9 protein-coding genes are annotated in these 13,014 nt (G+C 42.9%); 1 reads left to right on the top strand and 8 read right to left on the bottom strand.

The features are described 5' to 3' along the window. Positions 1 to 2: 2 nt before the first annotated feature. The 7 genes from ACYVNW_RS05555 to ACYVNW_RS05525 form a co-directional block, all read right to left on the bottom strand. On the bottom strand, positions 3 to 1,109 hold the full coding sequence (locus tag ACYVNW_RS05555; protein ID WP_460678853.1) for a tetratricopeptide repeat protein: 1,107 nt from the start codon (positions 1,107 to 1,109) through the stop codon (positions 3 to 5). 12 nt (positions 1,110 to 1,121) lie between these two features. Then, positions 1,122 to 3,695, bottom strand: coding sequence for a DNA gyrase subunit A (gyrA, locus tag ACYVNW_RS05550; RefSeq protein WP_460678852.1), 2,574 nt, complete (start codon positions 3,693 to 3,695; stop codon positions 1,122 to 1,124). A gap of 244 nt (positions 3,696 to 3,939) precedes the next feature. Continuing rightward, positions 3,940 to 5,244 carry a serine hydrolase domain-containing protein gene (locus tag ACYVNW_RS05545; protein ID WP_460678851.1) on the bottom strand — a complete coding sequence of 435 codons (1,305 nt, stop codon included), beginning with the start codon at positions 5,242 to 5,244 and terminating at the stop codon, positions 3,940 to 3,942. 57 nt (positions 5,245 to 5,301) lie between these two features. Beyond that, positions 5,302 to 5,706 carry a hypothetical protein gene (locus tag ACYVNW_RS05540; protein WP_460678850.1) on the bottom strand — a complete coding sequence of 135 codons (405 nt, stop codon included), beginning with the start codon at positions 5,704 to 5,706 and terminating at the stop codon, positions 5,302 to 5,304. Between the two features lie 18 nt (positions 5,707 to 5,724). Next, positions 5,725 to 6,642, bottom strand: a complete 918-nt coding sequence (gene hemF, locus ACYVNW_RS05535) for an oxygen-dependent coproporphyrinogen oxidase (RefSeq protein ID WP_460678849.1) — start codon at positions 6,640 to 6,642, stop codon at positions 5,725 to 5,727. 49 nt (positions 6,643 to 6,691) lie between these two features. Next, positions 6,692 to 7,945 carry an MFS transporter gene (locus ACYVNW_RS05530; protein WP_460678848.1) on the bottom strand — a complete coding sequence of 418 codons (1,254 nt, stop codon included), beginning with the start codon at positions 7,943 to 7,945 and terminating at the stop codon, positions 6,692 to 6,694. Positions 7,946 to 8,054: 109 nt separating this feature from the next. Next, on the bottom strand, positions 8,055 to 8,252 hold the full coding sequence (locus ACYVNW_RS05525; protein ID WP_460678847.1) for a cold-shock protein: 198 nt from the start codon (positions 8,250 to 8,252) through the stop codon (positions 8,055 to 8,057). A 439-nt stretch (positions 8,253 to 8,691) separates the two neighbouring features. Between ACYVNW_RS05525 and ACYVNW_RS05520 the strand changes: the two genes are divergently transcribed. After that, complete coding sequence (locus ACYVNW_RS05520; protein ID WP_460678846.1) at positions 8,692 to 10,479, top strand: glycoside hydrolase family 15 protein; 1,788 nt, start codon at positions 8,692 to 8,694, stop codon at positions 10,477 to 10,479. 74 nt (positions 10,480 to 10,553) lie between these two features. Here ACYVNW_RS05520 and ACYVNW_RS05515 read toward each other — a convergent pair whose 3' ends face one another. Then, positions 10,554 to 12,746, bottom strand: coding sequence for a bifunctional alpha,alpha-trehalose-phosphate synthase (UDP-forming)/trehalose-phosphatase (locus tag ACYVNW_RS05515; protein WP_460678845.1), 2,193 nt, complete (start codon positions 12,744 to 12,746; stop codon positions 10,554 to 10,556). Positions 12,747 to 13,014: the final 268 nt, after the last annotated feature.

The following is a 13,014-nucleotide window of genomic DNA, read 5'->3' as shown; positions in this document are numbered from 1 at the left end:
CATTAATTGATTAATTGATGTAGTTTATAATCGATTTTGTTTAATTGCTCCGTATTGCCGGTTTTAGCATAAATTAAGTGCAAGGCTTGAAGGCATGGCACATTTGAAGGCGAAATTTCATTCGCCTTTTCGAGCCACTGCGCGGCGCGTTTCATATTCTCTAAACTGCCGGAAGACGGTTTTAGTGTACTTTGCTTTAAATATAGTAACCCTAAGTTAAAAATTGGTGCAAATGCTGAACTGTTCAATTCAATAGCCCTCATGTACAATGATACTGCCCTATCCTGCTTGTTTAGGTGGTCATAACAATTGGCGGCAATAAATGCGGTTTCAGCATTGGTAGGATTAGCATCCATCAATTTTGGAATTAAGGGTTCCAGCGCTTTATAATCCCGGCGATTACTGTAAATGTTGGCTTGCTCTAACAACAAGTTTTTGTCTAAGGGCAAAAGCTTGCGCCCTTTTTCAAGTACATTTAATGCCTTACTGGTATCCCCCAGTTGCTTGTACAAATTGGCTGCAGCTTCAACGTATTCTGCTCGGGTGCTGTCGCGGTTCAACAGGGTTTCATAATGTTTTACAGCCTCGGTGAGGTTACCATTTTTGCTGTAAGCATAACCGATATATGCATTTAGCGGCATAAACGCAGGCGTATATGTTTGTGCTTTTTTAAATTGTTGTAAAGCGGTATTGAAGTCTGATCGGTAAATGCTTTCAAACCCCTGGCGTATAAGTACGTTGGCCAGGCAACGCTTTGCAAAATCAATTTCAGACTGATATTTATATATACCCTGCCGAGCAGCCAGGCGGTCAACCAATACAGTGGTTTGGGGAACAAAGTCTGCCGGTTGCTGCAATTTGTTGGTTGAATCTGTATACGCAATGCTGGCGTATACAATAGCCTTGTAAACGTTCTTTTGCAGATTTTGCGAATCTCTTTTGGTGACAATCAAGCTATCAACCGATTTTTTAGCCTTACTCAGGTACGCTAAATCTGCCTTTTGTTTGTAAAAAGCCAGGTTATTTACTACCGTTTTTAAAGCCTCCGATTGACCGAAGACTAAGTGGGTAGTAAATAACAAGGCAACTAATACTGCTGCTTTACGCATAGCATCATATTTTTATTCAGTTTCTGGTTCTGTAGCATCATCAGCAGCGGATTCATCAGCCAAGTTTTCAGCGCCTGATTCTTCACTGATTTCAATTGCAGATTCTAACGCTTGTTCCAGCTCTTCTTCCTCGCTGTGCTCTATTTTGGCTACTGATGCAATTTCATCCGTACCTTTTAATGTAATCAGCCTTACCCCTTGTGTGGCCCGGCCCATTACCCGAAGGTCTTTCATGGCAATGCGGATGATGATGCCTGAACGATTGATAATCATTAAATCGTCCGTATCAGTAACATCTTTTATGGCAACAAGTTTTCCGGTTTTTTCGGTAATGCTAATGGTTTTTACACCTTTACCTCCCCTGCCGGTTACTCGGTAGTCTTCAATATCGGTACGTTTACCGTAGCCTTTTTCTGATACTACCAATACTGTAGTTTCGGGGCTGTTAATAGCGATCATGCCCACTACCTCATCGTTTGCATCTTCCAAGGTGATACCTTTTACACCAGTGGCGGTACGGCCCATCGGACGTACGGTAGATTCATTGAAACGGATAGCACGGCCTGATTTTAACGCCATTACTACTTCGCTGCTACCGGTAGTTAAAGTAGCCTCAAGCAGAGTATCACCATCGTTAATGTTAATGGCGTTGATACCATTGGCACGCGGACGAGAATAAGCTTCCAAGGAAGTTTTCTTGATGATACCTTTAGCGGTACACATAATGATAAAGTTGTTCTCGAGGTATTCCTGATCCTTCAGGTTCACTACCTTGATATAGGCCTTTATCTTTTCTTCTTTCGGGATATTGATAATGTTTTGTATAGCACGGCCTTTCGAAGTACGGGTACCTTCAGGTATTTCAAATACCCGCAGCCAGAAACAACGGCCGGCTTCGGTAAAGAACAACATATAGTTGTGGTTGGAGGCCACTAATAAGTGCTCAATGAAGTCTTCATCGCGGCTGTTGCTGCCAATGGCGCCCTTACCGCCCCTCGCCTGCCGGCGATATTCGGTTAACGGCGTACGTTTAATATAACCTTCGTGCGAAACCGTAATTACCACATTTTCATCTTCAATGAAGTCTTCGGTCTGCATTTCGGCTGCTGAGTGTACAATCTCCGTTTTACGGTCATCGCCAAAGCGGTTTTGTACATCAATTAACTCATCTTTAATGATTTGCATACGCAAACCTTCATCAGCCAGAATTGAACGTAAATATTCAATCTGTTTCATTAGCTCGGCGTACTCTTCTTTAATCTTATCGCGCTCCAAACCGGTTAAGCGGCGCAGCGTCATGTCCAGAATAGCACGGGCCTGAATCTCGCTCAAGCCAAAGCGCTGCATCAAACCATCGCGGGCTTCTTCCGGTGTAGCTGAGCTACGGATCAGCTGGATTACTTCGTCCAGGTGATCGAGCGCAATCAGCAAACCTTCCAGAATATGGGCGCGCTTTTCGGCCTCAGCAAGTTCAAACTTGGTACGGCGGATTACTACTTCGTGGCGGTGTTCCACAAAGTGATGAATCATATCTTTCAGGTTCAGCAGCATCGGGCGGCCATGTACCAGCGCAATGTTGTTTACACTGAAAGAGGTTTGCAGTGAGGTATATTTATAAAGGTTGTTTAATACAATGGAGGCATTGGCATCGCGCTTAATTTCGTACACCACGCGGATACCCTCGCGGTTAGATTCATCACGGATAGCCGAGATACCTTCAATTTTCTTTTCGTTTACCAGCTCAGCAGTGCGCTCAATCATTTGCGCCTTGTTAATCTGGTAAGGCATTTCGGTAACAATGATACGCTCACGGTCGCCGTTGTAAGTTTCAATCTCGGCGCGTGCTCTCAGTACAATACGGCCACGGCCGGTTTCAAACGCTTCGCGGGCTCCTTCAACACCATAAATAATACCACCTGTCGGGAAGTCGGGGCCTTTAATATATTTCAGCATTTCGCTGATCTCAATCTGGCGGTTGTCGATATAAGCAATGGTGGCATTGATTACCTCAGTAAGATTATGAGGCGCCATGTTGGTGGCCATACCTACTGCAATACCAGAGGCACCGTTAACCAATAAGTTAGGTATTTTAGCCGGCAATACCGTTGGCTCTTCCAGCGAATCATCGAAATTCAGCTGATAGTCAATAGTGTCTTTGTTGATATCGGCCAGCATTTCCTCTGCAATTTTTTGCAGTTTGGCCTCTGTATAACGCATCGCTGCAGGCTCATCGCCATCTATAGAGCCGTAGTTGCCCTGGCCATCAACAAACGGGTAGCGTAAGCTCCAGTCCTGCGCCATACGCACCATGGTATCATATACCGATTTATCACCGTGCGGGTGATATTTACCCAGTACCTCGCCTACAATACGAGCCGATTTTTTATGTGGTTTGTTGTTGTTCAAACCTAAATCCAGCATACCAAAAAGTACACGTCTGTGCACAGGCTTCAGTCCGTCGCGAACATCAGGCAAGGCACGTGATACGATAACCGACATTGAATAATCAATGTAAGCCGAGCGCATCTCTTCGTCAATATTTATTGAAATAATCCGGTCTTCCGGTTGTGAATGATCTTCAGCCATTAACTAAAAATTTAATAGAATTAAATTGTGAGATTCAGTTTTCAATTAGTAGATAAATACAACGCGAATATACGCATTTTTAGCTATAAAATACAGCTTTTTACTAACATTCGGCCATGCTGTGAGCTCAAAAATATGTTAGTTAAAACAAATATGCCACACCCTGAAATTATACTTTAAACAGCAAACCCCAAAGTTACTGCGAATAACTTTGGGGCTTACGAAAAGAAGGTTATGTAACATATCAGGCTTTCCTGATGATTAACTCTTTAATCCTGTCTGATAAGAAATGCCCATAAGGCGGCTCGGTATTCGATAAGATGATTACTGTGTATCCACTTTTCTGATAAATGTTTAACTCGGTGCATACCCCTATAAAACCACCGCTATGGCCGGTTACTACTTCATTGCCCAGTGCCTGGTATTCCTGGCCCAAGCCCCAATTGGCATCATGGTAATGTGCAAACTGGGTTGTAGTTGCTTGGCTAAGCAGTTTGCCACCATTCAAAGCCTTTGAAAAATTGTAGAGGTCAGTCACGGTTGATAAACCGCCGCCAGCCGGTGTACCTACTTTGGAATGTTGCATTGAGGCTTTGCCGAAAATATGCTCTTGTACGTAATTGTCAAACTTTTGACCGGATACTTTCTCAACAATTAAGCCTAACAGCAGAAAGCCGGTATTGCTATACCTGAAGCCCTGACCCGGGTTGAAATGAAGCTTATCTTTTTCAATGGCCGTCATGAAATCAACTTGAGGAATCATTTTGCCTGGCTGCGGCTCATATGCCGGATCTTCGAAGAAATCGCCCATGCCAGAACTGTGGGTGAGCAATTGCTTAACTGTAATGGCGCTTAATGCCTTGTTGGTTAAATCGGGCATCAGCTTACCTACGCTGTCATTAAGTGATAGCTTATGCTGATCAGCCAATTGCAGAATGCTGACAGTAGTAAATAGTTTACCCATTGACGCCAAATCAAATTGCTGCTGAAACGAGTTGGCTTGGCCCTGCGGGTCATTACCGAACGATTTATTGTAAAGTATCTGGCCTTTTTTGGCAATGAAAACGTTACCTGCAAAAACCTTTCTATCAGTTAAATTTTTGATGTAGCTATTTACGCCGGCCAAAACCTGCTGTTGTGAAAGCTGGCCACTGCTCAGGAAATCGCCCGACAGGCGAACCGGGCGCATATGGTGCTCTTTAAATTTATTGGCAGTATCTGTGATCCACAGATAATTCCACCAGGAGTGATAATTATCGGTTTGAAACAATAATTCTACATCAGTTGGCGAAGTGTTTTTTACCTGTTTAAGCTGCACCTTGCCGGTAAACTGAAACTCGTGCAGCATCTGACTGGCATTAGCTTTTGCTTTTTGCTGATCGGGCGTGAGCTGGGTATAAAAATTTTGGTAAATAACCGAGTCTCCGGTATTATAAACCTGAACTAATTTTTGAAAAAAATCTTTTGTGTAAGATTTTGGAGCGGCAGACTGTGCATTGCTGATTGATGCTGCAAAAATCAGTGCAATGGTGAGGTGTAGGTATTTCATTTGGTTAATTTCTACCTATGACACCAAAAAGAAAAAGCAGGTTACACCTGCTTTTTACTACTTCATCTTTTTCCAGTATTCTTCTACCTGCATGCCGGTAGGCAGTTTGCCTTTTAAAGTGAGCGTATCATGCTTTAGCGTATAACTGTAGTGAACAACAATGCCGGTTAGCTTAGATGGTATTTTGCTGAAAGTTTCAGTTTCAAGGCAACTGTCGGCCGTTATCTGGTAATCACTTCGGGCTATTTGCTGGGCTGTGGTATCAGGCTCCAATAAAAGCAAAGTGAAATGTTCTTTATCATATTTGCGCTGCAATTGATAACCTGTTGGCGCAGCCGATTTTTTACCATTATAAATTCCACCGCAGTATTGCCAATTGCCTTTCAAAGATGGCGCCTTATTAAAGGCAATACAGGCCAATAGCACAACAGCAAATAATGTAGTTGTAATATGTTTATTCATAGGTGGTATCAATGTAATTTATTCTGCCCAGTCAATGCCTTTTTTCAATAATGATAGTGTCCGCTCTTCAGTACTACCGGCAGTCGGTTTATAATCATATACCCACTTGGCTGTAGGTGGCAGGCTCATTAAAATTGATTCGATGCGGCCATTGGTTTCCAATCCGAACTTGGTTCCTGCATCATATACCAGATTAAACTCTGCATAGCGGCTGCGGCGAATGTATTGCCATTGCTGCTCGGCTTCGGTAAAAGCTTTACCGCGATTGCGGTTTACCAGTTCGGTGTACATCGGCAAGAAAGAACGGCCTACAGCTTTAGAAAATTCAAATACCTGTTCCCAACTTAAATTCTCATTAGCAGTTAAACGATCATAAAAAATACCGCCTATGCCGCGCGTTTCTTCACGGTGCTTAATAAAGAAATAATTATCGGCCCATGTTTTAAACCGCTCGTAAAACTCATGGTGATACTGGTCGCAAACTGATTTTAAATGTGAGTGAAAAAAGCGGGCATCTTCGTCAAAAATGTAATGTGGCGTTAAATCAATACCTCCGCCAAACCAGCGTACCGGTTGCTGGCCACCATTAAAAGAAGATGGCATTTCGAAGTACCGAATATTCATGTGAATGATAGGCACCATGGGATGGTTAGGATGCATTACAATGGAAACCCCGGTGGCAAAAAAATCGTCCTGATCTACCTTCAGTGATTTTTTGATGACTTCGGGCAAATGGCCGTAAACGGCAGAAAAATTAACGCCTCCTTTTTCGAGTACATTGCCGTTTTGGATAATTCGGGTACGGCCGCCGCCGCCGCCTTCACGCTCCCACAACTCCTGCTCAAATTTGGCTTGCCCGTCCAGTTGTTCTAAGCCGGCACAAATTTCGTCTTGTATTTGCTGATAATCTGCTGCAATCTGCTCTTTGGTAATCATCGGTGCAAAAGTGCAGAATTATGTGGGCCTGTAAAAGTAAATTTACGCTTTATATCTGCGGATATAAAAGCTCATCTTCCTCAATATAATCTAAATCTTTGCCAAAGCTTTCTTTAAGTCGGCTCAATGAGAACAGTGAGATCAGCGTTAAGCCAATCATTACAATATATCCGCTATATATCATGCCGTAATGGTTGGTTAAGGCATCAAACACCCAGTTGATAGGGATTAAAGCGCCACGCACAAAATTAGGCACCGTAGTGGTAACTGTAGCACGGATGTTGGTGCCAAACTGCTCAGAAGCGATGGTAACAAATGTAGCCCAATAGCCAACCGATATACCCATAAAAAAGCAAAGCCAGATAAAATGTTTGGTAGATAGACCATAGGCGCTCAGGTAAGCAACCACGGTTACCAGCGAAACCAGCAAAAAAACCGTCATGGCCAGTTTGCGTGATTTGGCTACCTGAGCCAGCAAGCCTGCAAACACATCGCCAATGGAGATGCCTATATAAGCGAACATGATGCCATCGCCTGCACTCAATGTTTCTTTTGCCTTAAGCGCTACACCAAATTCGGGTGCACGGGTAATCAGTACTCCTACTACATACCACAAAGGTGCCCCTATAAGAATGCAGTAAAGATATTTTCTAAATCGTGTACCGTTGTTGAACAGCATCAGCATATTGCCTTTTGAAACTTCGGCCTTTGCCGTATTTTTAAACATGCCTGATTCAAAAGTGCCTACCCGGAAAAGTAGTAATACAATGCCTAAGCCTCCGCCCACAAAATAGGTTGTATGCCAATCGTACTTGCCAACCAAGTTGGCGGCTACCGCACCAAACAGGCCAATCACGGCTACAATCATGGTGCCATATCCCCTGTTTTCCTTGCTCAGGGTTTCGCTTACCAGGGTAATACCTGCACCCAGTTCTCCGGCCAGGCCGATGCCGGCGATGAGGCGGATGATGGCATAGCTGTCAATATCAGTAACAAGGCCGTTTACAATATTAGCCACCGAATACAATAGAATGGAACCGAACAGCACTTTGATCCGGCCCAGTTTATCGCCGATGATTCCCCACAGTATGCCACCCAACAGCAAGCCGAACATTTGCATATTGATCACATATACGCCATTGCTTTTGATTTGCTCCGGATCAATAATCCCTAAATCGTGAAAACTTTTGATGCGGACGATGGAGAACACCACCAAATCATAAATATCGACAAAGTACCCTAAGGCGGCTACAATAACCAAGAAGATGACATTACGATTTGCGGCGGATGAAGTATTGGACATAATTTGAAATTGGCTCACTAATGTAGGAAAGGCCGTGTTGAACTCAAAATTTTTGCACAAAAAAACCTCTGCTGTGAAGCAGAGGTTACGAAACAGGGTTTATAACGGGTTAAACTTTTTTAACATTTACTGCCTGAGGGCCTTTTTTGCCATCGGCTATTTCATATTCTACGCTGTCATTATCTTTGAGTGCATTAACACCACCCTGCACATCTTTAAAATGTACAAAAAGGTCTTTGCCTTCGTCGGTAATAATAAAGCCGTAGCCTTTTTGTGTGTTAAACCATTTTACTTTTCCAGTTTTCATTCTCGTAAAGGTTGATTAGTATCTGTTTAAATTAATATTCCAAACTGAAAAATAAATATCATTAATTATCAGAAAGGTACCAGTTTGTTTGTACTGATATTTCAAAGATATGATTTTTTTGAAATAAGCAAATTTATTTTAATAATCTGATAACAAAATATTTAAGCTGTTTATTTCGTGTTTAAACAACATTGTACCCTCGGCTTTAACTGCAGTGTACTGATATTATTTTAATAACATAAAGTGTAATCCGAGTACTTATTGTAATTATTACACCAGTATTTTCGAGAGCAACTGCAACCTATTTATAATTACTCCTAAACGTTGTTCATACCAATTACGCCGGGGCTATGTGATAATATTTACAACATTTAAGGGATTAACTTTGTTCCCAACCTAATTACTAAAGCATACGATTTAAAATATATCCTGCTGATTAATGAGACATACGTATAATACCGGAATTATTGGTAACTGTGCTTTTTTGGCACATGTAAATAAAAATACAAATATTGATTGGCTGTGCTGGCCACGCTTTGATAGCACTTTCATATTTGGTGGCTTACTGGATAAAGATAAGGGTGGCGAATTTTCCATCCTGCCAGGTAACGGTGAAGAATATACTTCGCACCAGTATTATCAGGAAAATACAAATATACTGGTTACCGAAATTACAACCCAAGCAGGCGCTAAGTACAAGATAACCGATTTTGCACCGCGTTTCCACCAGCATGAGCGTTATTATAAGCCGCTGATGCTGATCCGTAAAATTGAAGCCATCAGTGGCAATCCGCGCCTGTTGGTGAAGTGCGAGCCGGTATCTGATTATGGTCAGATCAAGCTTACCGTTAACCGGGGGAGCAACCATATTCAATATTTGGGTGGCGACGAAAATATTCGTTTAACTACAAATATCCCTGTGAGTTACATTTTCGACGGCCAGTGTTTTGTACTGAATGAAGAGAAGTACCTGGTAATGACTTATGGCGAACCCCTGGAAGCGCCATTGATTAGTACCGCCGAGCGTTTTTTACGTGAAACGCAGTTATACTGGCGTACATGGATTAAGCACTCTAGTATTGCAGGTTTTTATCAGCCTTATGTGATCAGAGCAGCTTTGGCTCTTAAAATTCACCAATATGAAGATACCGGTGCAGTAATTGCGGCCAGTACCACCAGCCTGCCCGAATCGCCGGGCAGTGGCCGTAACTGGGATTACCGTTACTGCTGGCTACGCGACACTTATTATGTAATTACCTCGCTCAACCACATTGGGCATTTTGAGGAAATGGAGCGGTATTTCAATTACTTAACCGATATTTCATTTTCCGAAGAATTCAGGTACCAGCCGTTGTATGGCATTACCGGGCAGAAGGATTTGGTAGAAAAGATTTTATCAGATTTGGAAGGTTACGAGGGTAATCAGCCGGTGCGTGTGGGCAACCAAGCTTCTGAGCATATTCAGAATGATATTTACGGCCAGGTGCTGGTGTCTATCCTGCCATTGTATACAGATCATCGGTTTGTATTTGATGAGCGCAAAGATTCGGCCCGCTGGGTGGATTACTTGCTGAGTAAAATTGAACGAACCATTGACGAAAAGGATGCCGGTATATGGGAGTTTCGTAATATGGCCAATGTACATTGTTACAGCAACCTGTTTCAATGGGCAGGTGCCTGTGCTGCCGAAAAAATGGCTCGCACCATTGAGAACGACGATTTACTGAACCGTGCGCTGAAAATGAAAGCCCGCGCTGCCGAGCACATTGAAAGCTGTTATGACCCTGAACGAAAGGTATATACTACAGCTGCCGGTTTAAGCTGGCTGGATGCCAGCACGCTCCAGCTGATTATGATGAATTATTTGGACCCGGCCTCCGACCGTGCTAAAGACCATCTCATTGCGCTGGAAAAAGAATTGAAAACACCTAACGGCTTGTTTTACCGCTACCTTCATGCTGATGATTTTGGCAAACCGAAAACTACATTTCTTATCTGCGCTTTTTGGTATGTAGAAGCCCTGGCTTGCGTAGGCCGTATGGATGATGCCATTAAAGAATTTGAGAACCTGCTTCAGTTTTCTAATCACTTGCTGTTGTTCAGTGAAGATGTGGCTGAGGAAGATGGCAGCCAATGGGGTAATTTCCCTCAGGCTTACAGCCATGTAGGCTTAATGAATGCTGCCTACCGAATTGCCATGAAACTGGACAGGCCTATATTTTTATAAGCACAAGACTTAACAATAAAAAGGGCAGCTGAATGATACAGCTGCCCTTTTTTATTGAGCTACCGGTAAAATTGTTAAACAACAGTGTTGTTAGCTACCAAGTTTTTCAACATTTGCCTTACCTCTGTGGGGTTGCGCAGATAGAATTTAGCAGCCGACATTTTGTTGCCCACTTTAATGGTAACGGCACTGTCAGGCAAGGTTCTGAAAGTGTCTTCATCCGTATAGTCATCGCCCAGGGCCATTACAAAATCGTAATGTTCTTTCTCAACTAAAGTTAAAGCTGCTTTTCCTTTGTTGATTTCTATATTTTTTACCTCAACTACCTTATCGCCGGGCAATAGCTGCAAGCCTTTGTCGGTAGCCAGATATTTAAGCGTATTCATTAACTCGTTAGCGCGTAATTCGCCTAACCCTTCCTGTGCTTTACGATAATGCCATACTAATGAATAAGTTTTTTCTTCAATGAATGATCCAGGCGTGCGGTCAACGTATCTCTCCAACACGGGGTAAATATCTTTTTTCCACTGGGTAGACAGGCCTGAAATTTTATACCAGTCTTCGCCCGGGCTTTTAAACCAGGCGCCGTGTTCGGCTATTAAATACAGGGGGGTATCACCGAACCATTCGTCCAGATTTTCGTGTTTGCGCCCGCTGATGAGCACTACCTGGTTAGCCGGGTCGCTCATTAAACTTTGCAGGATGGTACGCAGTTCCTGATCGGGTATGGCATCATTAACGTTGGCCTGAAATTCAACAAGGGTGCCATCATAATCCAAAAATATGATGCGCTTGCCGGTTTTATGATAGCGGTTGATAATAGATTGTTCTGTAACCGATTCAACATGGCGGCTCAATAACGAGCGCTGCATTAATTTTACTTCGTGTAATTGATCCATAAATAGTTCTACCCAGTGGTTGATATTAAATTTAGCTACTTCATAACGCATACTCTTCATGCGTTCTTCCTGTTCGGCGAGGGGCATATTTACCGCCTGAACAATGGCTTCACAAACCTCATTTACATTGTTAGGGTTCACCAGTATAGCGTCTATCAGTTCTTTAGATGCACCTGCCATTTCGCTGAGTATCAATACGCCATCGTTATTAATTCTGCTGGCAACGTATTCTTTACTGACCAGGTTCATCCCATCGCGCATGGGGGTTACGAGGCATACATCGGCACAGGAATACAGGGCCGACAGCGTTTCGATGGGTACCGAACGGTAATAGTATTGTATGGGCGACCAGCTGATGGTACGATACCTGCCGTTAATGTTTCCGGCACGTTTATCAATCTGATCGCGTAGTTCGCGGTATTGGGGCACAGCATCTCTCGATGGTACCACAATCATGTATAATGTGATTTTTTCAATATATTCAGGATAGCGTTCCAGCAGCATTTCAAACGCTTGCAGCCGCTGTAAAATGCCTTTGCTATAATCCAGGCGGTCTATAGACAATACAATTTTGTTATCCTTGTAGATATCTCTGATTTCTTTAATTTGCTTTTGCACATCATCCTGCAAAGGGAGGCCGGCATAACGTTTGTCGTCAATACCCATCGGGAATGATTCGACCACCGTAGTATAATCACCGCAATTAATGCTGTTTGACGATATAGAAAGCGGCAGCACGCGGGTAACTGCACTCAAAAAATGGCGTTCATCATCAAATGTATGAAAGCCGATCAAATCCGCACCGAGCATCCCTTTCAACAATTCAGCACGCCAGGGAATGAGCCTGAACATTTCGTGCGAGGGAAAAGGGATATGCAGAAAAAAGCCGATGGACACATCGGGTAATTGCTTCCTGATCAGTTCGGGTAATAGCAGTAATTGATAATCATGCACCCAAATGGTATCGCCGGGTTGCGCTGCGGCTAATACCACTTCGCAAAATTTCCGGTTTACCTGCTGGTAGTACTCCCAATTACTTTGCTTATAGCTGGCGTACGTAGAGGCATAATAGTGAAATACCGGCCAGAGTACTGAGTTTGAGAACCCTTCATAATATTCTTCAATTTCATTTTGGGTAAGATAAACCGGTTGCAAGCTTAAATCAGCCAGTTGGCGTCCCACCTCCTGCTGCTCTTCCGCATCTGTGATTTCTAATCCGGGCCAGCCAATCCAGCAATTATCATCTTGCTTGTATATGGAGCCTAATCCTGTAGCCAAACCCCCTTCACTTTGCTGTAGTTGAAAACCGCCCTCATTTTTTATAACTTTTACGGGCAGCCGGTTTGATACAATAATAGTTCTTGACATAGTTTATTCGTTTAGTGCACTTGTGGTTCGGTTGTAATAAAAGAAATAAATAAGCTTCTTGTTTTAACATCAAATGCAGGGCATTGAATGACTGATATTTAGATGTAAGTCGCAACAAAGGATTGTGATACTGTAGTAACTTTTAGATCAATGGCTTATTTGCGGCTATCATTTCTTAACACACATTTTAAAGTCGTTAAAAAAAGCAAAAAAATTTTCGCAACCGAATAGTTGCATTATATTTGCAATCAATTAGTTGCAAATAGCG

This window comes from Mucilaginibacter koreensis, assembly GCF_054783355.1.
The sequence above is the reverse complement of the archived record's forward strand: the minus strand, read 5'-3'. Positions and strand labels throughout refer to the sequence as shown.

Coding starts and splice junctions, on each gene's coding strand:
- ACYVNW_RS05520 (WP_460678846.1), top strand. CDS start 8,692: ATGAGACATACGTATAATACCGGAATTATTGGTAACTGTGCTTTTTTG.
- hemF (WP_460678849.1), bottom strand. CDS start 6,642: ATGATTACCAAAGAGCAGATTGCAGCAGATTATCAGCAAATACAAGAC.
- ACYVNW_RS05525 (WP_460678847.1), bottom strand. CDS start 8,252: ATGAAAACTGGAAAAGTAAAATGGTTTAACACACAAAAAGGCTACGGC.
- ACYVNW_RS05540 (WP_460678850.1), bottom strand. CDS start 5,706: ATGAATAAACATATTACAACTACATTATTTGCTGTTGTGCTATTGGCC.
- gyrA (WP_460678852.1), bottom strand. CDS start 3,695: ATGGCTGAAGATCATTCACAACCGGAAGACCGGATTATTTCAATAAAT.
- ACYVNW_RS05545 (WP_460678851.1), bottom strand. CDS start 5,244: ATGAAATACCTACACCTCACCATTGCACTGATTTTTGCAGCATCAATC.
- ACYVNW_RS05555 (WP_460678853.1), bottom strand. CDS start 1,109: ATGCGTAAAGCAGCAGTATTAGTTGCCTTGTTATTTACTACCCACTTA.
- ACYVNW_RS05530 (WP_460678848.1), bottom strand. CDS start 7,945: ATGTCCAATACTTCATCCGCCGCAAATCGTAATGTCATCTTCTTGGTT.
- ACYVNW_RS05515 (WP_460678845.1), bottom strand. CDS start 12,746: ATGTCAAGAACTATTATTGTATCAAACCGGCTGCCCGTAAAAGTTATA.